General features: G+C 49.2%; 13 protein-coding genes. 5 read left to right on the top strand and 8 right to left on the bottom strand.

All coding sequences use genetic code 11. The features are described from left to right. Positions 1 to 113: 113 nt before the first annotated feature. The 7 genes from ABWH99_RS15370 to ABWH99_RS15340 all read right to left on the bottom strand — a co-directional run bounded on the left by ABWH99_RS15370 (position 114) and on the right by ABWH99_RS15340 (position 11,492). Positions 114 to 3,275: an AsmA-like C-terminal region-containing protein gene (locus ABWH99_RS15370; RefSeq protein WP_375582734.1), complete on the bottom strand. Its 3,162-nt coding sequence runs from the start codon at positions 3,273 to 3,275 to the stop codon at positions 114 to 116. Between the two features lie 199 nt (positions 3,276 to 3,474). Beyond that, on the bottom strand, positions 3,475 to 4,323 hold the full coding sequence (locus tag ABWH99_RS15365) for a DUF2490 domain-containing protein (protein WP_375582733.1): 849 nt from the start codon (positions 4,321 to 4,323) through the stop codon (positions 3,475 to 3,477). 93 nt (positions 4,324 to 4,416) lie between these two features. Then, positions 4,417 to 6,384, bottom strand: a complete 1,968-nt coding sequence (locus ABWH99_RS15360; protein ID WP_375582732.1) for a hypothetical protein — start codon at positions 6,382 to 6,384, stop codon at positions 4,417 to 4,419. Between the two features lie 96 nt (positions 6,385 to 6,480). Then, entirely contained in the window at positions 6,481 to 7,872 is a 1,392-nt protein-coding gene (locus ABWH99_RS15355) for an arginine decarboxylase (RefSeq protein ID WP_375582731.1), read from the bottom strand. A gap of 315 nt (positions 7,873 to 8,187) precedes the next feature. Next, the gene (locus ABWH99_RS15350) at positions 8,188 to 10,308 is read right to left on the bottom strand and encodes an ATP-binding protein (protein WP_375582730.1); all 2,121 of its coding nucleotides are present in this window, start codon (positions 10,306 to 10,308) and stop codon (positions 8,188 to 8,190) included. Positions 10,309 to 10,372: 64 nt separating this feature from the next. Continuing rightward, a complete protein-coding gene (locus ABWH99_RS15345; protein WP_375582729.1) occupies positions 10,373 to 10,708 on the bottom strand; it encodes a hypothetical protein in 336 nt (111 codons plus the stop codon). A gap of 163 nt (positions 10,709 to 10,871) precedes the next feature. Beyond that, a complete protein-coding gene (locus ABWH99_RS15340; RefSeq protein ID WP_375582728.1) occupies positions 10,872 to 11,492 on the bottom strand; it encodes a TetR family transcriptional regulator in 621 nt (206 codons plus the stop codon). A gap of 195 nt (positions 11,493 to 11,687) precedes the next feature. On the opposite strand from ABWH99_RS15340, the gene ABWH99_RS15335 reads away from it, so the two are divergent. From ABWH99_RS15335 to ABWH99_RS15320, 4 genes are all read left to right on the top strand, one after another. Next, complete coding sequence (locus ABWH99_RS15335) at positions 11,688 to 14,921, top strand: SusC/RagA family TonB-linked outer membrane protein (RefSeq protein ID WP_375582727.1); 3,234 nt, start codon at positions 11,688 to 11,690, stop codon at positions 14,919 to 14,921. 13 nt (positions 14,922 to 14,934) lie between these two features. Then, entirely contained in the window at positions 14,935 to 16,731 is a 1,797-nt protein-coding gene (locus ABWH99_RS15330; protein ID WP_375582726.1) for a RagB/SusD family nutrient uptake outer membrane protein, read from the top strand. Between the two features lie 94 nt (positions 16,732 to 16,825). Next, positions 16,826 to 18,058, top strand: a complete 1,233-nt coding sequence (locus ABWH99_RS15325; protein ID WP_375582725.1) for an alkaline phosphatase family protein — start codon at positions 16,826 to 16,828, stop codon at positions 18,056 to 18,058. A gap of 92 nt (positions 18,059 to 18,150) precedes the next feature. Then, positions 18,151 to 20,352: a DUF5916 domain-containing protein gene (locus ABWH99_RS15320; protein ID WP_375582724.1), complete on the top strand. Its 2,202-nt coding sequence runs from the start codon at positions 18,151 to 18,153 to the stop codon at positions 20,350 to 20,352. 258 nt (positions 20,353 to 20,610) lie between these two features. Here ABWH99_RS15320 and ABWH99_RS15315 read toward each other — a convergent pair whose 3' ends face one another. Then, a complete protein-coding gene (locus ABWH99_RS15315) occupies positions 20,611 to 21,534 on the bottom strand; it encodes a hypothetical protein (protein WP_375582723.1) in 924 nt (307 codons plus the stop codon). A gap of 226 nt (positions 21,535 to 21,760) precedes the next feature. Between ABWH99_RS15315 and ABWH99_RS15310 the strand changes: the two genes are divergently transcribed. Next, complete coding sequence (locus ABWH99_RS15310; RefSeq protein ID WP_375582722.1) at positions 21,761 to 23,173, top strand: serine hydrolase; 1,413 nt, start codon at positions 21,761 to 21,763, stop codon at positions 23,171 to 23,173. The last annotated feature ends 48 nt before the right edge of the window (positions 23,174 to 23,221 follow it).

Here is a 23,221-nt window from a genome sequence, read left to right as displayed (position 1 = left end):
GTTACAAATTATGCCCCATACCCACAATGGTCTCCCAAGACAAATTGGATGTTAATCCTAACCTACCGCGGCGGTGCCTACAAGTCCAACGGGAGCCGGTGTTTTTGGTCGATTCAGCGATTTTTTTTGTCCTTCCCCAAACGGAATTCGTAGTCCTCTGGCGTTCCTGTTACGTTGATATTGATAAACCGGGTACGCCGGTCCGGATCCCGGTAGATGATTTCGTCTTCCTGCTCCGGGTCAATGGCTTTCGGGTCGTTCCCCGCAAATAGCGAGCGTATGCCAGCCTGCGTGACCAAGCCCAGCGGGATCCGGATAAAATAGTCCATGTTTAGGTCCAGACCTTGCATACCCGATAATTCGATAAATCCCAGGCTGGAATTGACGGTCATTTTGGGAATATGGAGGATCCCATTTTTCAGGTCAAAGGTGTTTTCAAGTGTATCAAACCGGACCAGATTTAGGTTTTTATCCTTAAAATAAGAGGACATGGCCTGGAACGGGGTGAAATTTACCAGGCTACCCTCCTGCACGCTGAGCTCCATATGTGCTTCACTCTGTTCAATGATGGGGGTGAGGTCGGGATGTACCAGAAATTTGCTGGTGATAGTCCCGCTGATTTTCCCGTGCAAGTTTTCGTTGATTAAATAATCCTGCCCAAAATTTTCAAATTTTACCATCAATCGATCCAGGTCAAGTCTGTCAGCGCGCATGGTGCTGTGAAAGTAGATGTGGCTGGGGTCTGAGCCGTTGAAATATCCCATCATGCCCAGACTTCCCTCCGCCGTCCGCAGCGACAAGGTATCCACGTAGAGGTAATGGTCCTCGGTGGTGCGAAAGGAAGTAGTTACCTTTTCCAACGCGTAGGTATGGTAGGTAAGTTTTCCGATAGCTACCTCAAAGTCCATGGCTGAAAAAGGAAGATCAAAAACGTTAAAAGCCGCGTCGTGTGCCACTTTGGCGGTGTCGTCGGGATGATAATTTAGCAGCGCATCCAGGTCCAGGGCATCCGCTTGCAAAGAAAAGAAGTTCGGACGGGTTTTTTCCGTACTGTCGGCTCCCGAAAAATAGTTCATGTCAACCGTGAAATCACTCTCACCTAGCTGTCCGCTTAAATTCTCCACGAGTGTATTACCGTTTTCATAACGTATTCTACCCGCAAAGTTCTCCAATTTTAGCGGATGATGCCGCAGTTTACCTCCCAGTTGCGAAAGGGTAAGGTCTGCGGATCGAAAAACGGTGTCGTAATGAAGCGCAAGGCTTCCGGAAAAGAAGAGCTCTGAAAGAGCTTCCTCCCGGTACGATTCGGGCAGGTAATTTTCCCCCTTGTACGTGAGCAGATCTTTGATTTTTAGCAGGTTGGATTCGAAGGAAAAATTAAAATGACTGGTTCCTGTTTTTACCTGCTGAAACCACTTGGTATAGGGATAAAGGCTTCCCGAAAAATGAAAATCGCTGCCGTCAATTTCTCCGGAAAACCGATCCACCTGAACGGAACTGTCGGTCAGCGTGAGGGAAACGTCGAAATCATGAAAGGCATGGGGGTACTGGTTCAGTTTGGCGTTGAGGTCTTCCACCACCACACGGCCTTTTGGCAGGTAACGGAAATTGCGAAGGTCCCTGGCATTGGCTTCCATGAGCAGGCCAAGGCGGAAATCGAAGATTTCCTCGTTGAAAGGCGCAACGCCGGCCGTATCAGGAGCTAACACATGTGCGAGTGAAATCCGATCCGATTCGCTTTTGAGTCGAACCGTTACTTCTTTGTCCAAACCATGAAAAAGGGCAGGGAGGTCACTGACAGTTCCGGAGAAAGAAAAGTCCGAATCCCCCATTTTAAAGGATAAATGCTGCAGGTCGATCCTGCCTTCCTGCATTCTGGCCAGCCCATTGCCATCGGTTACCGGATGGGGGTGTCCGGGGATAAGAAAGGAAAGATTCTCGATGCGAAGCTCGCTGTCAATGCCATCTTTTAGCTTGGCCATCCCCAACGCGGGGGCCTCACTCCCGATGATTTCGTCCAGGTCCATGTCCAGAATAACCTTCCCCTTTAGCTTTTCCAGACCTTCCACTTCAAAAAAAGCACCGATAAACGCCAGGTCCAGGTCGGCGTGAAGCTGCATGTTGATGTAGGGATCTTCAAAATCCCGAATGATCAATCCCCCTTCAAATGCACCCTCTTCCGGCCTGGCATAAAAACGCTGCAGCCGGATTTCAGAAGTCTTGAGGCTACGTTCTTTGCCATTGGTGTAGAAGCCGGAAAAGTTGAGTTCATCGATCCGCTTGTTTTGCCTGGTATTAAGAAAATACGCATTTTCGCAGCCGAATTCTACGGCAATGGCAGGTGAATTTCCGCCGGCCGCTTTGCCAAGAATGGTCCCAAGAAAATAGATATGTCCCTCGTTCTGGTAATTTCGCAGGGCTTCCGTAACCTCTTTTGGGGCAAAAGCGGTAAAAATACTGAAATCGGGCTTTTCTCCATACAGTTTTAAATCGGTGTTCAGATCATCGTCTATATCAATTTGTCCTTCCAGGGTAAAGAGTCCCTCGTCCAGCTGCATTCGGGAAGGAAGTACCTTAAGTCGATTGGAAGCCAGGTCGTAGTCGATTTCCCAATCCAGCCGCACCTTTTTGTCCGAAAAAAAAGTCGGTTCATTTTTTTCCAGCAGGTTTACTAGCAAATCTCCCTCAACACCAAGCAGGAGCCGTTCCTGGTCCAATTTCATGCGTGAATAGAGGGCATCAACCTGTGTTTGTACAGTCCTGTCGCCCAACTCGTCGGTATAGGACAGGATAAAGTCCTTTACCACCAATTGCTTCAGGTCAACGGAGAAGGCCTCCGAGGGTTTCTCGGGTTGAGAGGCAGTCGGAATAGTTTTCGCCCGCAACAGGTTCAGTTCGCCCTCTTTGTTTTGTATGACCGTTAATTGGCCCGATTGGATTTGAATGCGTTTGACCCGGTAGCGCCCAAGCAGTATATCCAAGAGGTTGAACCCAATGTATACATCCTGTGCCTCGTAGAGGGGTAGGGCTTCCTTTGATTTATTTTCAAAGAATTTCACTTCTTTTAAATCCACAGACAGGTAAGGAAAATTGGCAAAAGGGGAAAGGTGTACCTGCCCCACTTCGAGCTGCCCCACAAATTGCTCGTTAATGGAGGAAATCGCCCGTTGGGTGAGCAATTCCTGATTCGTATACAATCCATAAAGGCCCGCGACCATTGCAAGCAATGGCAGCCCCAACACCGTCGCTATTCCAACCAGCTTTTTTCTTCGCATCTCCCAAACAGGTTGTTTCAAAAATCGTAACAAGTTACGTCAAAAAAAGATACGTTTTTTCAGAGATTCATAAAAAATAAACCAGATACCGGTCGCAGGGCTGCTTTTTGGATAGCTGTGCAGCTGCGGCCCGAGGGTAAGGCAGGCTGTCTTCCCCTTATTCCAGGCTGCTGCGTAGCCGGCTATCGATACCGTCCGCTTACAGTACCGGCTTGATTTCACGGGCCTTCACTTGTTTCTTCGCTTTGGTAAAATCCAGGTTATGGTAGATGCTGAAGCGGATGATGTCCCGATTGTTTAAATCGAAGCCTCGTTCCCTTTGTTGAATGCTTTTCATGTAGCCTGCCTGGAGTTGAAATTTTTCATTGATCACGTAGCCCAGGCCCAAAAAAAGCCGATTGTCTTCGAAATAGTTGTACACGATAGATTTACCAGCCTGAATAAAGATTTCGTTGTAACCCGAAAAGAACAGGGTTTTGTCTTGCAATTTTGGTTTGTTTAAAGGAATGTAGCTGGTAATCTTGTACCGCATGCGGTGGGTCAATTCAAAAGGAGAACCGACCAAATAGTCTCTTTTCCAGCGCTGTTCGGTACGGATTTGATGGTAGATTTTTACCCGACCCATGGTTTGGACGAACAGGAATTGCTGCCAGAAACGAAATTGGTTGATTACTTTGTCGATTTGCTCCTGGCTGGTGTACAGGTCCTCCGGTGCCCAATAAAAAGGCGTGACAATTCCTCCGGTAACTTCCAGCTTTTCATTGATCAGGTAGGACAGGCCGAAGCGCAGGTAAATCTGGGCCATGTTTTGTACCAATCGATCCCTCCGGCGCATGTGGTATTCTCCGTAATAAAACAATTTTTGGCCTATTTTGTATTTCGTGTACACGCCCAACCATAATCCTGATTGTCTGTTGTATTCCTTTTCAGGTAAGGACGTTCCCTCAGCCTGGGATTCCATAAACTGCCCGAATGAGCGGCTGCTCATCAGGAATAGGAAAACCATGATGAGAATTAAAAGTGGGTAGTTTTTTCTGCTCGCGTTCATTCTATTTTTTTAGCAGGCAACACAGGGTCTTTTTTTTCTACAGGAATGGGTTTATTGGGATATATCGAGCGCCCGAATTGTCGGGGATATCCGCTAGAGGTCCAATAGGGAACGAATGCGTCCCGGGTTTTTGGTTCTTCCCAGCTTACGTTCCAGGCTTTTCGTGGAGCGTTCCCGGAGATCAATTAGTTTTCGCTGGAGTAGCTCGATTTGATTCAGATGGTTTTTCATCTGCCGGTAGTTTTTTTCTTCCGCCAATTCCTCAAGATAATGGAGTAGGAGGGTATTCATCCCCGCTTCGAACAGCCTGGGTTTTGCCCGGGCCTGATACCGGGTATAGGTAAAGGGGTCGAAGGTTTCCTCTTTGTACAAGGCATCGATTTCGCTGTTTCTGGAAAACACCGCAGCGATTTCCGGATAGCGTGTTTGAAGCTCGGTGAAATAATCGAGCAATTCTTCGCCGCGGGTTACTTTTTCATCGGTCTCCTTTGCGGTTGCATAGTCGGACAGCTTTTCCTGAAGGTTTTTGTGCAGGAAATTGTCGGTAAACTTGTCAAAAAATTGACGTTCGGTGGGGGAAGTCGCCGGGTGGTTGTGGTACAAGGAGTCGACCAGCGACTGTTTTTCACGGAGGCTCTCCTCGATTGTTGCCAGGGCATGACTGATGCGTATGGATTGGAGTTCTTTCCTGGTATACCGGGCCATGGCGTTAGCAAAAGCAATTTCCTCCTCCAAATGGCTGTCAACCCGTTTTAAAAAGCTCTGTGGGTTAGCATAGTCCACCTCCCGGGGAATGATTTTGCTACGTTCCTGATCCTGATACGAATAGTTGATAAGGTCCAGGGGGGACAGGAATCCGACACCCCTAGCAGTGAAATTGCTCAAATCGTAAAACCGGAGGTCCCCGGTACGAATCAGCTCCATCAATTCCTCCATCTGTTCCACTTTTTTTAGCCGGTTGGTAAAAAAGGCCTGCGCATAAGCCAGCGAGTCACTTTTGTCTTTGTTCAGTGCGAGGGCATGCATGTGTGCATATTTCGTAGTGCTGTCCTTAAAGGTCAGGTACTTTTCGCTTATCGATGCCAACAATTCCTCGGTTTCCTTGTACAGGCTGTATTCAAATCGTTTGGTTCGAATGGGGTAGGAGGCTTGTTCCGACTCTTCGGTATCGTATTGGAGTAGCTTGGAGATAAAAGAATGAATGAATTGGTTTCCGGATTTTTGAATGTGGATTGGCAAGCTGTTTGACGGAAATCCGTCGTTGTAAACCAATCCGAAATCCCGGTCGGCTATTTTAAAGGCCGTCTGCGGCCCCTCTTCAAGCTTTTGTAGCCTTTCTATGGTTTCATGAAAAATCACTTCATTGACCCGGACCCCTGTTTTCAGGTTACGTTTGGTAATGCCCAAAAGAAAGCCTCTCTCGTAATTCCGAACTTCGGAGATCAATTTTCCGTCTTCCAGGTACACCATGGACCACTCACCGTCCAGGTAGCCCTGATCGTTGATTTCGCCTCGGATCAATTGGGTGAAATCACCCTCAAATGCTCGGTAATCGATGTTTTTGGTAATTTTTCCTTCAGAAAAGAGAATCCCGTTTGCCTCGGCTTTTGGTTGGATTTTCCCGTCTATAAATTTTTCCTCCCTGAACCTCCAAAGGCCGGTTTTCACACCGTCCGTATAGTTGGCTTCCACGTATCGCTTGTCGCTCGTCAGGCTGCTGACAAGTTCAAAATTGACCACGTCCTGCAGCTCCACCCGGTGCGTTTCCTGCTCAAATATCCAGGTACCCGAGCGCTGGTTCTGGATGTATTCGCCGGTAACCTGAAACTTATGCAGAATGGTTGGGTCCGACCGGTCTTTTTCCAGGTGGTCAAAGCGGAAAAAGCCGTCCCGCACCGGGTTTTTCTCGTCACCTGGGAGCACCTCAAAGGTAGCGGTGCCTTCTTTGCCCTGGAAAGTGTAGGGACCGTCAAACACACTTCGTACCTGAGCCATTCCCGGCTCTCCGGACAAAAGAAAAATAAAAAAAAGAATCAAGCTTCTGGTCATTTCCGTTCTCATGCAAGTAGGACGATAGCCTGTCTAGCTGAAGCAATAGCAGGTTGAACTTCTTCAGGCAAATTGCCTGCCAAAAAAAGAGGGCAGAAGCCCTCCGTTTTATTTGTACCCCAGGATTTGCATCATGTCTTTGCTTTCCTGTTCCGGGGCAAATAGCCAGTGCCGGATGCTGCCGTCGCTTTGCCGGTCGATGATAACATGTTTGGGTGCAGGGATGAGGCAGTGCTGAATGCCTCCGTAGCCACCCAGGGACTCCTGATAGGCCCCGGTATGGAAAAAACCAATGTATTGTTGGTTTCCTTTTTCCAGTTTGGGGAGGTAGATGTTAAACTGATGGGCCTCTGAGTTGTAGTAATCCATGCTATCGCAAGTCAGTCCACCCAGCGAAATATTGTGGTACTCTTTGTCCCAATTGTTGATTGCCAGCATGATGTATTTCTGGTTGAGCCCCCAGCTATCCGGTAGCTGGGTAATGAACGAGCCGTCGATCATGTACCAGAGTTCCTTGTCGTTTTGCAGCTTTTCATCCAATATGGAATACAGGACGGCACCACTTTCTCCCACCGTATAGCTACCAAATTCGGTAAAAATATTGGGTTCTACCGTGTTGTTTTTGGCACACATCCATTTGATATTCTTGATGATTTGGTCGGCCATGTACTGGTAATCGTAATCAAAAAAGACATTGGTCTTGATCGGCCATCCGCCGCCCACGTCCATGGTATCCAATTCAGGCGCCACTTTTTTTAATTCCACGTATTTTTGGATGAATCGGGTGAGTTCGGACCAGTAATAGGCAGTGTCTCTGATTCCGGAATTGATGAAAAAATGAAGCATTTTCAAGCTAACATTTGGATTGTTCTTGATTTTTTCTTCGTACAACTGTATGATATCGTGGTAGCGAACCCCCAGACGAGAGGTGTAGAAACCAAATTTTGGCTCTTCGTCCGCTGCGATCCGAATCCCTACCTTGAAGGGCACCTTTACGTGCTCCAGGAAATAGTCGATTTCGGTCAGATTGTCCAGTACCGGTATACAATTGATGAATCCATCATTGAGTAGTTCGGTTACATATTGTTTATAAAGGTCACGTTTAAAGCCATTGCAGACCACGTAGGTATCTTTCCTGATTTTGCCCTGTGCAAAGAGACTCTTTACCAAGGGGATATCAAAGGTCGAGCTCGTTTCTATGTGGACGTCATTTTTCAGGGCTTCGTCCAGAATAAAACTAAAGTGTGAGGATTTAGTGCAATAGCAATAGGTATAGGAACCTTTGTAATCGTGCGCCTGCATGGCATTGCCAAAGTAGGTTTTGGCGTTCTGTATGTTTTCAGAAATTTTTGGCAAGTACGTGAGTTTTAACGGAGTGCCGTATTCCTGAATGATTTCCATCAGGTCTACCCCGTTGAACTCCAGCCGGTTGTTGGCGACCGTGAACTCTTTCGTCGGAAAATCAAACGTTTGTTTGATAAGGTCAATGTATTTATTCATACCTAACATCTTTCTTAGTTAAAATCGAATCAAAATTTGCATTAATTATTCAAATTTCAAACCAAATTTCACTTAATAAAGTCCTTCAGGGGATTCTCGGGTACTATCGGAGCGTGGCTTTCGTTTTTGCCGGTAACCTTTCCGCTTGGGTAGTATTTTTCTAGGGAAGACGCTGTTTTTCTGCAGCAGCAGGGGAGGAATTTACTGCAGGGGCTACTTATCCGGTGCCTGTTCGTTCCAAAGGACATTGGATCGATGGGCTTCCCCCAGTCACTCGGGAAAAGCCGGAACCCTGTTTTATATACGGAATAAATGCTAGGATTCGCTTTTTTCCGGCATGATTGGGATTTCGACGTAAAAAGTGGTCCCTTTGTTCTCTTCGCTTTCGAACCAAATCGTGCCTCCGTGGGCCGTAATGATTTGTTTGGAGATGGCCAGTCCCATGCCAAACGGTTTTTCCCCTTCGGTACCGGGTCGCTTTCCGTCGGTGTACCACTCAAAAACCTTGGTTTTAATGGATTCAGGTATACCTATTCCCTCGTCTTTGATCGAAATGATGACCTTTTCGGATTTTTTCTTCATGCTGATCCGAATGGATTTACTTTTCGGACTAAATTTTACTGCATTCGCGATCAGGTTGCTGATGACTCGCCATAGTTTTTCCCGGCTCACATAGGCGGTGACAGGAATGGTTTCTAAAATCAATTTCTGCTGCTTCTCTTGCGCCTTGTGTTGCAGCAACTCCACACAATAGTTCAACAGGCGGTCGATGTTTACGGCTTCTTTGGGAAAAGAAGCCGCATTTTTATTCGACTGCATCATTTCAGAAACCAGATTCAGGGAATTGTTGCAGGAGGTCTTGATATGGCCCAGGAGTACGCGGTTTTCCCCCGAAATCTGTTCATCAGAAAGAAGTATATCGGCCATCATCACCATGCTGCTAATGGGATTCCTCAGGTCGTGGGCCACCATGTACATGATTTTGGTGTTTTCAGCCTGGCTTTGTTCCAATGCTCCCAGTGTTTCTTGCAATTCGATATTCTGCTGGCTGATGACTTTGTTGATTTTTTTTGAACGTTTCAACCCCTGCCAGATGACCAGGAGTAAAACGACGAGCAAGATCGTAAACACGACAACTGCGCTCAGGTAGATGTTCTTGATTTGATTGTCACGGTTGATCAGGGAAAGTTGGTATTGCTGCGAAACATTTTGGAGAGAGGCCTCCATGTCTACAGACTTGAGGGCATTGTCTGCCAGATTCAGGGAATCCTGTAGGCGATGGTGCATTTTCAGAAAGGGATAGGCTTTTTCCAGCCTGTCTTGTTGCTCGTAAAATGCACTCATTGCTTTTGACCACCGGATTCGCCCCTGTACATAGGCACGATTTTTTAATTCGGCGTTGGATAGCGCGGAATCCATGGAGTCCAGCAATCGCTGCGCTTCCTCCAGCCGATCTTGATCAATGTATAATTCCGCGAGTTTTATTTTGGCCGTCAGCGCGTCCAACACGTCAAAATCCGGTTGGCTGTTGATGGCGATGCTTTCTTTCAAAAATTGCTCGGCCGCTGCTAACTCCCCCATACGACCTAACACCCCGCCCAGGTTGCCCAGGAATACTCCTTTGGCCAGGGTAATGAATTTCTCTTCTTCAGGATATCGATCCAATATGTCCTGAAGAAAATCCAACCCACTCCGGTAAAAAAAGGCCGCACTGTCCAAAGCACCCGTCTTTTCATAGGCCAGGCCAAGCGTGTTTCGATACATTTGAGGGAAATACAGGTTTTGGTCCATCATTTCTTCGTCCCAGCAGTCCTGATTTTCCTCGATCGCTTTTTTAAAAAATGGGATGCTTGCGGCATACTGTTCCTGCTCGTAGCGGAAAATCCCCAATTGGTAGGTCAAGTTACTGATCAGGCAGTCGTCCAAATTGGCCTGAGCAAATTCCAGCCCTTCGAAATAGCTGGCAAACGCCTCATCGAAATCCCGTCGGGCTTTGTGCCAGTCTCCTTCCAGAAATTTGGTTTGGGCATATTCTTGCCGGTACAGGTCGGTACGATCCTCAAGCACCCAAAACATGCTGTCCAGATAGGTCCGGGATTTTGCCAGATCAACATCGTATTTCAGATACACCCGGCTTAAAAAATTATATCTTTCCCACCAATCCAGCGGTGTTTTGTCGGCAATTTGCTGGTAGGCACTGTCCAGAAATTGCAGGGACTTTCTGTATTGACCGCTGTTGAGCAGGTTACTCGATCGGTCCAATATATCAGAGGTTTCTTCGGATAGGGATTGATAGGAATCCACCTGGGTATGGCACCCTGCCAGGCCAGCCATCCCGACAAGGTAAAGAAAACAATGAATATAGGTTGTGGGCCTCCAAAAATAAAACCAGGTCACGCTCTTCATACGCCGTAAAAATACTCTAAAAATTTCCATAAAGCCTAATTTTCAGAATCGAAAAGTAGGCGGTAGCCTATCGTTACACTGCTTTTCGCCAGGTTCAAAACGCTTGATAAATTGTTGCCAGGCCGGATGCTGTACAAAAAAAAGTGTATTTCCGGGGAAGCGTAGGTAGCAGAATGAGCTCCCGGACATCGTTGGTGGGATCGAAATCCAGGGGCATAACCGGAATTCCAATTTCCCTGGAGCTACCCTCGTCCTTCCAACTTACCCGCATGTGCGAACTGTCGTTCCAGTCCGGGATCAGGCAGGTGGCCTGTCCGAAGGATTCATCTCCCACCAACCCTCCATCAAGCAAGCAGATCGTCCTTGGAAAGCCGATAGGCGTTGCTTTCTCCCGACTGTCTGCCACAAAATTGTAAGAAAAGCAATGCAAAACGTCCCAGGAACGCCAGAAGGGTTCTGGTTTGGCATTTCGTACCTGGAAGGCACATCGGCTACCAATCGGCTCGGTTCAATACATCCTCTTTTGTAGAAAGGTCGTATGAGTCAAGGCTCCGATTGCCTTGGCCAGCTATCAGCGATCGACAGACATTTTTCTATTCCGATTGGGCTGGATATTGGAGTCGGTTGATCTCGGAATAGATGAGTTCGTACACCTGGTCTTTGAATATTTTTAGCTTTTGATCGTAGGTTTTGGGGTCATCCATCATGGACAGGTAATAATAGGCACCTTCAATGACCACAAAAATGCGTTCGGCCAACAAACCTGTATCCCCGTTTACAAGCACCTCGTCCTTATCCAACAAGGTTTTTAGGGTTGACCGTAACTTTACATGCAGGTTTTTGTATTCCCGTTTGATGGCGGCATCCCGGAAGATAAACGCATAACAACTAAAAAAGACTCCATCGTCAAAGAGGAGGTTCCATTCCCGGGAAAAAAGCCGGTCCACCAACAGTTCCGGACTGATGCGTGGATGCTTTTCCATCTTGCTGATGATGGGCCTGTAAATAAGCTGATACTGATGCAGAATGTGATCGATTAGCCCCAGAATCAACAATCGCTTGCTTGGGAAATAATGCATGACCAGGCTTGGCGGCATGCCCAGGTGCTTGCCGATTTTTGCGATGGAGACGTTTTCCAATCCCTCCAGACGGGACAGTTCGTACAAGCCCGAAATGATCTCCTTTTCGCGCTCTTTCCTAATCGTATTTTTCATATAATATGGAATAAAAAGGCCAATTTAGTCATAAAAATATTATTAATCTGAATTTTTTATTAGTTTTAAATTATTTAATATTGAATGATTATTCAATAAATAAAACGTAAATCCAGCGTAACAATAAGGTAATAAGCAAAAGCTACCTTGCAAAAGATAGATTCGAACCAATTCATCACCAACACCTAAAAGTATATGAGAAAAGAATTACACCTACTAAAAGACTTCACCAAGAAAACGGGTTTTTTGACCCTGCTTTTTTCGCTGATGTTGCTTGGGGCGACCCAGGCGCAGATTGTGGTTAAAGGCGTGGTTAAAGATGGCGTAGAAGACCTGCCTTTACCGGGAGTTTCCGTTTACCAAAAGGGCGGAAACAGCGTAAGTATTACCGATATTGATGGTGCATACAGCATCGAAGTTCCCTCTCCGGAGTCCGAGCTGATATTTTCCTTTATCGGGTTTGAGACGCGTACCATCCGGGTTGGGGACCGCACCAATCTCGATGTAACCCTTGCCGCCGAGGAAACCCTGTTGGAGCAGGTAGTGGTGGTGGGATACGGTACCCAGAAGAAAATCAACCTCACCGGTGCCGTGGACCAGATATCCGGGGAAGACATTATCAACCGCCCGGTCGCCAACGTCATGCAAGGCTTGCAAGGTGCCAGTCCCGGGCTGAACATTACCTATTCGGGTGGCCGTCCCGGCACGGTTCCGGATATCAACATCCGGGGTTTTACCTCTGTTAATGGAGGCGGTCCGCTGATCGTTATTGATGGGATCGCCGTGGCCTACGAAGACCTGCTTCGCCTGAATCCTGCGGATATCGAATCCTTTTCGGTACTCCGGGACGCTGCATCGGCCGCCATTTACGGCGCCCGCGCCGCCTTTGGCGTAGTACTGATCACGACCAAGCAAGGGGGCAGCAAGCAAACCATCTCGTACAACAGCAACTTTTCCTGGGGCAAACCCACCGTGTTGCCAGAACCCGTTACCGACCCCTACATCTATTCCCGGGTCATGGATCAAGCGACCAGCAATACGCCCTGGAATTACATCAACTTCAATGATTTTCATTACCAATGGGCCCGTGAACGTTCGGAAGATCCCAGCGTAGAAGATGTACGAATCGACCCCAACAATCCCAATCAGTGGGCGTACATGGGCAACAACGATTGGTACGGCTATTATTTCAACAATGCCAGCTTTTCTACCAATCAAAGCCTGGCCATCAGTGGAAGTTCAAACAATGAAAACATGCCCATGACCTACTACGTGTCCGGTGATTATACCCGGGAAAACGGCATGAATAAATTGCAGCCAGATAACTGGGACAGGTATTCGTTGCGCGCACGCCTCACGGCCACGCCGAAATCCTGGCTGAAGCTGGACAACAACCTGAACATCTACCAAACCAAACGGGCGGAATCAACCAACAATATCACGGATATTTATTTCTTGACGCCCATCGAAGTGGCTGAAAACCCTGACGGCACCTGGGCCAATACCGATGCCGGAAGGCTGGCCGCCCGGCTGGTAGACGGAGGGCGAAACCAGGAGGACATGTTTGGCTTTCACAATATCTTTCGAGCCATCGGTACCTTCTTTAACGGAGACCTCACCGTCACCGGAAACGGTAGCTTTAAGCGGGAGCAATGGATCTACGGCTGGGACCGACGGAAATTCGATATCGGATTCGGTCCCGATGACGTGCGCACGGAAGGTGGAGACGGCTTGGTGGCAGAAAGAAACGGCAACCTGCAAAACACCATCTTTGACCTGTACGGAAACTATACCAAAACCATTGGCGACCATTCCGTCAACATTTTGGCCGGGTATAACCAGGAAAGCTACTCCTATTCTTCGGTGGAATCGGAAAGACGGGTGTTGATTTCCTCTTCCTTGCCCTACCTGGGCCTGACTACCGGTGATTCGTTTATTCGTCCCGGATACAGTTCCTACGCCACCCAAAGCGTATTCGGTCGGGCGAATTACACCTACGACAACAAGTACATTTTGGAATTTAACGGTCGATACGACGGCTCCTCACGTTTCCCCTCGTCCAACCGCTGGGGATTTTTCCCTTCCCTTTCGGGTGCCTGGATTATCAGCGACGAAGGCTTCTTCCAGGACATGGCCATGGGCGCCGCTCCTACGCTCAAGCTACGGGGATCTTATGGAAGCCTGGGCAACCAAAACGTGTCTAATTTTGGGTACCTGCAGGCCCTTCCTACAGGGCTATCCAGTTACCTTATCGGAGGGGACCGGCAGGTGGTGGTCAATAGCGCGCCGGCGCTTGCCGTGGATCCGAATTTTTACACCTGGGAACGGGTCATTACCACCAATTTTGGCGTTGACCTTGGACTTTGGGAAGATAAATTCTTTGCAACCTTCGATTACTTTATCCGGGATACACGCGACATGTTAACCAATCCGGTAGAGTTGCCAGGGGTGTTGGGCACCTCACCGCCTCAGCAAAATGCCGCGGACCTGCAGACCAAAGGCTGGGAACTCACGTTGAATTACCGAAACCAATTCGGTAGCTACGAAAAACCGGTTCAGTTTTCTTCCAAGTTCTTTGTGTCCGATTCCCGCTCCTGGATAACCCGCTTTGAAAACGAGCAGGGATTGTTGTCCAATTATCGGGTAGGCCAGGAAATAGGCGAGATATGGGGATTGGTAAATGACGGTCTATTTAGTTCGGAGGACGAAATCAGCCAGCTGGATCAGTCTGCCATCATTCCCTGGGGAGCCCTGGACATTGTACCCGGCTGGCCCCGATACGAGGATTTGAATAACGATGGAAAAATCGAGCAAGGACTTACCGAAACGGATTCCAAAGACCTGACCATCATCGGAAACAGCCGTCCCCGATACCAGGTGGGTGCCAACCTGAATGTGTCCTGGAATGGGTTTGACGTGTCCATGTTTTTGCAAGGAGTGGGACGGCAGGATTATTACCCCCAGCACTACCTCTTCTGGGGTCCTTACCAGCAGCCCTATGCGAATATTTATCCATGGAACCTGGATTTTTACCGGGGACAGGCAGACGGAGAAGCCCTGCGGGCACAGCATAGTCAATCCTATCTGGATGCAGGATTGGCCGATGCCAATACCGATTCCAGTTATCCCGTGCTACAGGCCTGGCTCGCAGACAACAACTATGGCTCTGGACTGGATATTCCGCAGACCGGTTATTTGCTAAATGCCGCTTACCTGCGGGTTAAAAATCTGACTCTTGGCTATTCCGTTCCAAAGGAAATTGCGTCAAGGATCAATGCCAGCCGGATTCGATTCTTCGTCACCGGAGAGAACTTGTTTGAATTTTCCGCCATCAAATCTTTTGTTGACCCGGAATCCGTTAACAATGGCTACGGCTGGTCCTATCCCTTCCAGCGGCGTTACTCATTTGGTGTAAACATTGACCTTTAAAATCCGACACACGATGAAAAGATATAGCATTTATTTATTGGTTCTGAATGTCATTTGGTTTGTATCCTGCGACGATGAATTTATGGATCGGTACCCGCAGACGTCTATCTCGCCCGAAGCGTTTTTTAAGACGGAAGAAGATCTTCGCCTGTACGTAAACGGCCTCTTGTCCCTACCCGGGATGTTTGAATACCAGGCCGACCAAAGCAGTGATAACATGGCCACGACCGGTGCCATCGAAATCAAGAGCATGATGACCGGTTCTCCGAATTCTCAGAACATCACGGGTGGATGGAATTGGGGTCGGCTACGGAACATCAATTATTTTCTGGAAAACAGTCCCAATGCTGACGCAAGCCCGGACGCCATCCGGCATTACGAAGGCCTGGCCAGGTATTATCGGGCAGTATTTTACTTCGGTATGGTCAAACGCTATTCCGACGTACCCTGGTACGACCAACTTCTCAACCCGGCAGACGAGGAGCTGTTCAAGGGCCGGGATTCCAGAGAGACCGTGGTGAACGGAATCGTCGAAGACCTTGAGTTTGCCGCGGAGCATGTTCGGGAAGATGTACCCAGTGGTACGCCCGGCAATTGGGCGGTGAAAACATTCTTTGCCCGGATGGCTTTGTACGAAGGAACCTTTCGCAAATACCACGATGAGCTTGGCCTGCAAGGATCCGCAAATGACTTCCTAACCCGGGCAAAAGACCTGGCCCGCGAAATCATGGATTCCGGAAATTTCTCCCTGCACCAAACCGGAAATCCGGAAAGCGACTACCAGGCGCTGTTTACCAGCCAGGAGCTGGGAGGCAACAGCGAGGTGATCCTCTTTAACCCGTATGACTTGAACAAAGACCGAAACAGTGACATCAATTACACCGTTTTCGGCACCTACGAACAGTCTCCTTCCCGCGATCTGGTGCAAACCTACCTGATGCGCGATGGATCCCGCTTTACCGATCAGCCGGGCTTCGAGACCTTGCCCTATGTCAGCGAGTTTCAAAACAGGGACCCCCGCCTTTCGCAGACACTGGTTTACCCGGGTTGGGTAAGGCAGCCGGAGCCTGCTGAATTTATTCCCATACTTAACCGGAATTTTACCGGATACTTTCAGCAAAAAGGCTACAACAATACCACGGAAAACGTGGCCCTGGGAAGCTTGGATTTCCCCGTTTACCGCTACGCCGAAGTGTTGCTGACCTATGCCGAAGGTGCGGCAGAATTGGGTAGCCTGACGCAGGCCGATCTGGATCTGTCGGTAAATTTGCTTCGGCAGCGAGCAGGGATGCCTGATTTGCAGTTAACGGAAGCCAATGCACAGCCGGACCCCTTCCTCGCAGAAAAATACCCACAGGTAAGCGGGCCCATGGCTGGCGTGATGTTGGAAATCCGTCGGGAACGACGGGTAGAATTTGCACTGGAGGGCTACCGCCACGACGACCTGATGCGCTGGTCTGCCGGAAAACTCCTGGAGCGGATTCCAGAGGGCATGTATTTTCCAGGATTGGGAAAATACGACATGACCGGGGACGGAGTGGAAGACATTATCCTGATCGGTAAGGATGCGGATATTCCTGGTGACCCGGACAAGGAAACCAACTCCCTGGGAAGAATGCTGATTTACTACCGGGCAGGAACCGTAGACGACAACGTTACCGTGTACCTGGAAAACGGCGCACAGGGAGGCACGCTCGTGACCGAGACCACGGAGCGAACCTTTGTAGAGCCAAAGTATTACTACCGTCCCATTCCGCTGCAACAAGTCACCTTGAATCCAAACCTGGAACAACTATTTGGATGGGAATAATCGGCACGTAACCCCAATGAAAGACTAAGCTACTCGTCGTTTTCCGGTAGCTTAGTTTTTTTTCTTATTCTTAAGCAAAAAATAGAAAGCACGTATGAAGAACAAACGGAATGTCTTTTCCCTCCTTTTTTTAACCAGCTTCTTCCTGGTTTTTTCTGGCCAGGCGCAGGAAAAAAAGACCCTTTTTATTATTTTGGACGGTATTCAGCGCGAATTGCTGCTCAAAAACCCCACGCCTCATTTGGACCAGGTAATGGCCGAAGGAGGCTACTATCCGGCCCATGTAGGGGGCATGCGGGGCGGTTATTCCCAGACTCCTACGATTTCCGCAGTGGGATACAACAGCCTGCTGACTGGCGTGTGGGTTAACAAACACAACGTTAAGGGAAACAGCATCCGCCGACCCAATTACCATTATTGGACGATTTTTCGGCATTTTAAGGAGAACTACCCCCATAAGACCACTGCCGTATACTCTACCTGGCTGGATAACCGCACCAAACTCGTTGGGGAAAACCTGGAAGCCACGGGCAAGCTGCAGTTGGACTACCATTTTGACGGACTGGAAGTAGATACCCTGGGTATTCCCCACGACGAACAAAGCGATTACATACGGGAAATTGACCGAAAAGTGGCTGCCTATGCGGCAAACGATGTCCGGGAAAAGGGACCGGATCTGACCTGGGTGTACCTGCAGCATACCGATGACATGGGGCACCGGTATGGCGTCAGCCCGCAAATGGATAGTGCCATACAGGAAGCTGACCGGCAAGTCGGCCTGATTTGGTCGGCCATTCGGGAACGGGAAAAGAAATGCAACGAGGACTGGCTACTCCTGATTACCACGGATCACGGCAGGGGGGACGGTGGATTTCACCACGGAGGTCAAACCGACGAGGAGCGGGCCACTTGGATCGTTTCCAACAAGGCCTTGAATGAAATTGCCAGCCGTACACCCGGAATCGTCGATTTGTTCCCGACCATGGCCGAGCACATGCAGCTTTCCATCCCAAAAAATCAGGCAATGGAAGTGGATGGTGTGTCGCTTTTGGGAGAGGCCCACGCCTCGCACCTGTCGGGCAGTCTCTCCGGCAGTAACCTTTCCCTGGACTGGAAGGGTTACGGGAAAGGAAAAAAAGGTTTGGTTTGGGTGACACCGACCAATCAGTTCCGCTACGGCAATTCTGACCTGTACCGGCTTTTGGGAGAAGTGAGTTTGGAGGAAGAATCGGCTAATTTTGACCTGCAGATCGCTCCGGATAACCTGAAGGTCGTGTTGGAACTACCTACCGGATTCCTCAATGTCTGGGTAAATGCTGCCGATTGATCAATTCCTGTACCCATTCGTTACCACTTGTGTAAATCTACGCCTATATTTGGTGTTTGAAGTCCTAACTTGGACTTTGAACGCCAGATTTGATGAAAAGACTTGTAATCACCTATGTAGTTGTTTTTTTAACTAGTAGTATTGGTTTTGGGCAAGAGTCGGTGCCTGACATGCACGCCGTGTTGGTAAGCGAGCCGATTACCGTGGATGGAGAATTGACAGAGAAAGTATGGCAGGAGGGAGGATGGATCACCGACTTTATCCAGACCTTCCCGACGGATACCTTACCTGCGATCGGTGAAACTGAGGTGAAAATCGCCTACGACGATAAGTTTCTTTACATCGCCGCAGTGATGCGTAGCCCGGAGCCAAGGGATGCCTACGTGAGCACCTCCCTGCGTCGCGATTACCGTGGCAATCAAAATGACGGCATCAGTTTCGTGATCGACACCTTCAATGACAAGACAAACGGCTATATTTTTGGCGTCAATCCCTACGGTGTGCAGCGAGAGGCCATGGTCGGCAATGGAGGCCTGCAACCGACCGATTTTAACCTGGCATGGGACAATAAGTGGTATTCCGAGGCTGTAATCTTGGAAGACAGATGGGTGGCGGAAATTGCCATTCCGTTTTCCACGCTTCGCTACAAAGATGCCACCGACAATTGGAACCTGAACGTCTACCGCATCGATAGCAAATACTCCGAAAAAACCACCTGGACGCCCATCCCCCGAAACTTCAACGTCACCCACATGGCTTTTTCCCGGAATTTGTTTTTTCCAAAACCCCTGCCCAAATCCGGAGGAAATTATTCGGTGATCCCCTACGCCGCCATGGTGACTTCAAACAATTCCCAGGAGGGCATTAGCGAACCATTGAAACCCTCTTTTGGCGGAGATGCAAAAATTGGTCTTGGACCAGCGTTGAACCTGGATTTGACAGTCAATCCGGATTTTTCCCAGGTGGAAGTGGACGAGCAGGTAACCAATCTGGATCGGTTTGAAATATTCTTTCCCGAACGGCGACAGTTTTTTCTGGAAAATGCGGACCTTTTTGCCGACTTTGGCACGGATCGGATCCGACCCTTTTTTTCCCGCCGGATCGGGGTGGACCGGGACGAATCCACTGGTCAAAACGTGCAAAACCAGATCCTTTATGGCGCCCGGCTCAGTGGAAAGCTGACAGATGACTGGCGCATCGGGGCCATGAACATGCAGACCGGAAGCGATCCGCTCCGAGGCATCACAGGAAAGAACTTTTCTGTAGCAGCCCTGCAGCGTAAAGTGTTTAATCGCTCCAATGTAGGAGTCATGCTCATCAACCGGGAAACCCTGGATATGGAAAAAACCAACCTGGTGAATGGAGATCATAACCGGCTGGCAGGCATAGATTACAATCTGTTTTCCAAGGATAACCGCTGGAGCGGAAAGTTTTTTTACCACCGCACCTTTGAAAAAGGCGTGGATGAGGATACCGGTACCGGGCATGCCCAACTGGCTTTTAACGATGTAAATTTCAACGCCGGATTGGCCTATTCGTATGTGGGAGATAATTACAACCCGCTGGTAGGCTATACGCCCCGTACGGGCTACCAACGCATTGCCCCGGAAATTGGCTATACCTTTTTTCCCGATTCGGAGCAGGTCAATCGCCATGGTCCCGGCCTTCTGTCCGAAACGCTCTGGAGCCCCTCGCTGGGAGTAACGGACGAATTGCATACCCTAAATTACCTGGTGCAGTTTCACTCCTTTGCCGAAGTTACCCTAAGCGCAAACAATCAGTATACCTACCTCTTTTTCCCTTTTGATCCCACCCGAACCGGTGGGGAACCGTTGGCAGAAGGGACCGGATACCGGTACAGCTATATGGGGATCGATTTTCGTACCGATCCCAGAAAAGCGCTGGCGCTACGGGGAACCGGACAGATCGGTGAATATTACAGCGGGAGTCTGGCAAATTTTACGGGAATGTTGCAATGGCGAATTGGTTACCTGGCGAATATTTCCATGAACCTAAGTTATAGCCGTATCCGGCTACCCGAGCCTCAAAACGATGCGGATCTCTTCCTGATCGGTCCCAGAATCGATCTTACCTTTACCCGAAGTCTGTTTTGGACCACGTTTGTGCAGTACAACAATCAGATCGATAACATCAACATCAATACCCGCATCCAATGGCGCTATGCTCCCGTCTCTGACCTTTTCGTTGTGTACACGGATAACTATTTCCCGGATACGTTTGCTTCCAAGCAAAGGGCCTTTGTGATGAAGCTCAATTATTGGCTAAATTTGTAATTTGCCGGGTTAGGGTTTGGTTTTCGACTCCCTTACCGGCGGTGTTTCACCACTCCTCTTATTTTTTTTTAGGAAGGGTTTTTTTGCAGCTGCCTGGTTTTTGCGGTTGCATTAAGGTACTGGCAGGCATCGAAACGGCGGCTGCTCTCCTCATTGGAGGAGCATTTGCTGCGAATGGGATTTGCTGCGGAAATTGGAAAAGGCTTTCACCCAGCGAAAGGTGAACGGCTTTGGCAAAGGCGGGTTCGATGGGCAGTTCTATAACGCGATCAACTCCCAGTGCTCTGTAAACTCAATGACCTCTCCCGGCGCCATTTGATAGCTGGGGCTGCAGGGTTCCATTTCGGCGAAGCGTCCGTTGCTGTAAAAAATGCCCATCATGTGTTCACTGCCCGCATAGGATGCGTTCGGGAACACCGGATACCGCTTGATAAACAGCAGGTTTTCCCAGCGGTAACCCATCCATCCCGCAGGTGCATCGCTACCGGCTTTGATGGTAGCGCCGACGGCATGAAAGTGCAAGACCTTTCCGCGAACCCATATCCGTTCGTCCGGCGCCGGTTCGGGATTGATGCGGTTTGGTCGCCACTCAAACTGTCCGTAGCCGGAGGAAAAACGGCTGTTTTCCGGATCAACCGGAAGGGTGAGAATACCGTCGGGTTGTACCAATGTTCGACTCCAGAAATGGCGCATCAAGGTATCCCTGCTTATATTTTCTGCACGTTGTAAGATTTCAACCCGACTGCCTTTCGGGGAAAGGGTTATGATTCGTTCGCTCTGCAACCCCAGTTGCTCGTCCCGCATGCTGCGCAGCACCAACCTGAAAGGACTCTCAATTTGGGCCTTCCAAGGCCCCATCCAGGTCAGGGCGTGGAGTTTTTGAGTGGAGGTCTCGGGTCCGTAATCCAACCTTCCCCCGTCCGGATCAAAGCGTTGCGCCTGCCAGGCTTCAAAGTCCTTTCCATTTTGAGAGGAATCTGCATAGAGGATGTTTTTACCTCCCATGCGGTAAGCCAAAACACGTCCTCCCGTTTCTGCGTGGACGATCAGTTCCACCGTCTCGTTGTAGATGCGGTAGCAATTGGACCATCCCCGGAAAGAAACCGGTTCGATCGCCGAAAGCGCCGGATAAGAAAACAGGCTTATTAGCAGAAAGACAGGGACAATTCGAGCTGCATGCATAGGCTAGGGCTGGGGTTGCTTGTGTACGGGGAAAACTACCGATTTTCAGGCAATAGAACCAGAGGAACCAAAAAAAAATAACCGTTGGGTTGGCCATAACGCAGCCTGTTGCGGGAGCAAAGAGAGGATTCGCCTGTGCTTTATTGGCGCAAAGGGAGTGTTTTTTCCTTGATTACTTGACCGAAATCATTAATTTGCGAGGGCACACTAAGATCCTACCCTCTCTATGAAATACATAGCATTCACCTGTATTTTTGTATGGGCTGCCCTGTTTCAGGCGACCGGTCAACCCGGTCCTTCAAAAAAAAGCCTGCATACGCTTCCTCCCGAGGTATTGGAGACGATTGAAAAACGTATTGCTACCGGGATTACTCCGGGAATGGCGCTGGCATGGATCGATTCCTCCGGCATCAGTTACCATAGTTTTGGGAAAACCGCTGCGGACGGCATTCCGGTAACTGAACACTCCATCTTTGAAATCGGATCCATTTCCAAGGCATTTACCGGAATCCTGCTTGCTCAGCAGGTGCTGGAGGGAAAAGTTCGGCTGGAAGACGAGGTAAATCGCTTTCTACCGGAAGGGGTGGCTGCCCGTAAAAAAGGTAGCGCACCGATGACTTTGGGGCACCTGGCGGACCATACCTCCGGCTTTCCACACATGCCGGATAATTTTACTCCAGCCAATCCGAACAATCCCTTTGCCGATTACACGGAGGATCAGCTATATGCTTTTATTTCAAGCTATGTACCCAGCCGGGAAGCAGGTTCCGCTTATGAGTACTCCAATTTTGCCCAGGGGCTGCTGGGACATATCCTTGCCCAAAACCAGGATACAACCTACGAGGCGTTAATGATGCAGGTCATTGCCGATCCCCTGGGCATGGCAGACACCCGAATCCGACTCACGGAGCGAATGCAGGCAAGCCTGGCACTTGGGCATAGCGGGGGACGGGTGGTTGAAAACTGGGACATTCCAACGCTCGCGGGAGCCGGAGCAATTCGAAGCTCCGCCTTCGATATGGCCCGGTTTGTTGCGGCCAATTTGGGATTCATCGACAGTCCCTTGGCTGCTGCTATGGATTTGTCCCACAAGGTTCGACACGACAAAGCGGGAGATATGAAGGTAGGCTTGGGTTGGCACATCAAAGAGGGAAAGGAAGGAGATGTTATCTGGCACAACGGCGGTACCGGGGGATACCGGGCATTTGTCGGGTTTGTGAAAGAAACGGGGCAAGGCCTGGTCTTGCTCACCAACTCTTCAACGGGCTCGGACGATATTGGTTTTTACCTGCTCGACTCCGGGTCGACATTGGCAGATCTCAAATCCGGCAGTCAGGCCGTGGATGTACCCAAATCTACGTTGGAGGATTACGTGGGTGTATATGCGCTGGCCCCCGAATTTTCCATTACGATTACCCGGGAAGGAAAGCAGATGTATTTGCAGGCCAGCCAACAGCCCCGGCTGGAACTGTATCCCGAAAGCGATTCGCTGTTTTATCTGACAGTGGTGGAGGCAAAGGTATCGTTTCAGAAAAAAGAAGGCAAGGTAGTAGGTCTGGTTCTGTATCAGGGAGGTAGGGAACTACCGGGGAAAAAGTGGAATAGATCGCTTGATTCCTGCGAAGGAAACTATTTTTAAGCCACCGGTTCGGTATCCTATCCTATCCGCTCCGCTGAGATTATTCCG

Source organism: Cyclobacterium xiamenense, from assembly GCF_042140265.1.
In the GTDB taxonomy this organism is placed as follows: domain Bacteria; phylum Bacteroidota; class Bacteroidia; order Cytophagales; family Cyclobacteriaceae; genus Cyclobacterium; species Cyclobacterium xiamenense_A.
Note: the sequence above shows the minus strand (reverse complement) of the source record. Positions and strands in the feature narration are given on the sequence as shown.

What these genes read in the sequence shown, in the direction of transcription:
- ABWH99_RS15330 (WP_375582726.1), top strand. Translation starts at nt 14,935, where the DNA reads ATGAAAAGATATAGCATTTATTTATTGGTTCTGAATGTCATTTGGTTT.
- ABWH99_RS15310 (WP_375582722.1), top strand. Translation starts at nt 21,761, where the DNA reads ATGAAATACATAGCATTCACCTGTATTTTTGTATGGGCTGCCCTGTTT.
- ABWH99_RS15365 (WP_375582733.1), bottom strand. Translation starts at nt 4,323, where the DNA reads ATGAACGCGAGCAGAAAAAACTACCCACTTTTAATTCTCATCATGGTT.
- ABWH99_RS15320 (WP_375582724.1), top strand. Translation starts at nt 18,151, where the DNA reads ATGAAAAGACTTGTAATCACCTATGTAGTTGTTTTTTTAACTAGTAGT.
- ABWH99_RS15355 (WP_375582731.1), bottom strand. Translation starts at nt 7,872, where the DNA reads ATGAATAAATACATTGACCTTATCAAACAAACGTTTGATTTTCCGACG.
- ABWH99_RS15350 (WP_375582730.1), bottom strand. Translation starts at nt 10,308, where the DNA reads ATGGAAATTTTTAGAGTATTTTTACGGCGTATGAAGAGCGTGACCTGG.
- ABWH99_RS15360 (WP_375582732.1), bottom strand. Translation starts at nt 6,384, where the DNA reads ATGAGAACGGAAATGACCAGAAGCTTGATTCTTTTTTTTATTTTTCTT.
- ABWH99_RS15370 (WP_375582734.1), bottom strand. Translation starts at nt 3,275, where the DNA reads ATGCGAAGAAAAAAGCTGGTTGGAATAGCGACGGTGTTGGGGCTGCCA.
- ABWH99_RS15335 (WP_375582727.1), top strand. Translation starts at nt 11,688, where the DNA reads ATGAGAAAAGAATTACACCTACTAAAAGACTTCACCAAGAAAACGGGT.
- ABWH99_RS15315 (WP_375582723.1), bottom strand. Translation starts at nt 21,534, where the DNA reads ATGCATGCAGCTCGAATTGTCCCTGTCTTTCTGCTAATAAGCCTGTTT.
- ABWH99_RS15325 (WP_375582725.1), top strand. Translation starts at nt 16,826, where the DNA reads ATGAAGAACAAACGGAATGTCTTTTCCCTCCTTTTTTTAACCAGCTTC.
- ABWH99_RS15340 (WP_375582728.1), bottom strand. Translation starts at nt 11,492, where the DNA reads ATGAAAAATACGATTAGGAAAGAGCGCGAAAAGGAGATCATTTCGGGC.